Annotated in this window: 2 protein-coding genes; both read left to right on the top strand. The window is 56.9% G+C overall.

The genetic code is table 11. From position 1 onward, the window contains the following. Positions 1 to 898 (top strand): glycosyltransferase family 2 protein (locus tag AC1DYX_RS31210; RefSeq protein WP_477266102.1); only part of this gene is annotated, 898 nt, incomplete at its 5' end. 1 nt (position 899) lies between these two features. Further along, on the top strand, positions 900 to 1,324 hold a 425-nt coding region (locus AC1DYX_RS31205; protein WP_477266100.1), incomplete at its 3' end, for a hypothetical protein.

Raw genomic sequence — 1,324 nt, 5'->3', positions numbered from 1 at the left:
CATTCAGGCATGGGCGGCCGGTACGCAGTTCGCTGTCGCACAGAATCCGGAGCTTGAAAGATTGAGCACCCCACCGTATCCCAAGGCGGTGCAACTCTCACTATTTACGTCAGAAGAATTGGAACACGCCACGCCGGGGCAGCGGAGTTCACCGAATATAGTCTTGATCAAGTCGGAGACAAACGGAGGCTATGCAGCCGGCAACAATCTCGGCATTCGGGTGGCAATGAACGACCCCGACTGTGCTTATCTTTGGCTGTTGAACAATGATACGGTGGTAGAGCCAGACGCGCTGTCACAACTTGTGGAACGTATTGAATCGGATCCAGCCGTAGGCATATGTGGTTCAACCTTGGTGTATTATCATCAGCCCTCCACCATTCAAGCGCGCGGGGGGGCACGGTTCAACCGCTGGACCGCGACGTCGGTACACGTCGGTGAAGGCGCCGCCTTCTCTGCTGTCTCTGGGATGGCGGCCACACACACAATGGATGCGGAAGCGCTCGACTATGTAGTTGGCGCATCCATGTTCGTCACGCGCCCATTCGTAGAACGCGTCGGCCTGATGTACGAAGATTACTTTCTGTACTTCGAAGAGATTGACTGGGCCTGGCGCCGCGGCGGTTTCGCCATCGCGTATGCACCGCGCAGCGTGGTCTACCATAAGGAAGGCGCGGCCACGGGAATGAACAAGAAAACCGTCCAGTACGGGCGGGGCGGCGACTTCTATTTGCACCGCAACCGGCTCGTGTTTGCCCGACGTAATTTCCCGCTCGGCTTGCCAACTGTCATACTGCGCTTGCTAGTAGTTGCCATGAAATCGATCCAGGCTGGTCGATGGGGGCGCGCACGCATGTTCCTGTCGCCCGGTTTCTGGTTTGGATCAGGAAAAATTTAAGTTGAGCCAGATAAAAATTCTCTATATTGCGCCCTTGCTGCCGGCGCCGAGTGGCAGCGGCGGCAAGCGTGCGATCTACAACCATCTCGAGGACATGCTCACTGAAGGTGCCTCTGTGGACGCTTTCTTCGTTGACGTGGAGAGTGAAGGTGAATATGACCTCGACCGCTTCGAGCGCTTTGCGCCGCAAGTGTTCAGGCGCGCCATACCGAGATTCGGCGACGGGTTGAAAGGCAAGCTTGCCGCAGTCAAGGCGCTTCTGTTCAATCATTTGCCGCGCAGTATGGCGGTGGTGGCTTCGAAGGCGGCCAGGGACGAGATCGCCGCCAGGCATGCCGCGCACAGGTATGATGCGATTATTGTCGACCACCTCAATGCCTACGCGATGCTGCGTGGACTGAAGCTGGCAATTCCTTTGGTGTATAT

It is taken from the genome of Massilia sp. P2_C2, from assembly GCF_056404615.1.
Note: the sequence above shows the minus strand (reverse complement) of the source record. Positions and strands in the feature narration are given on the sequence as shown.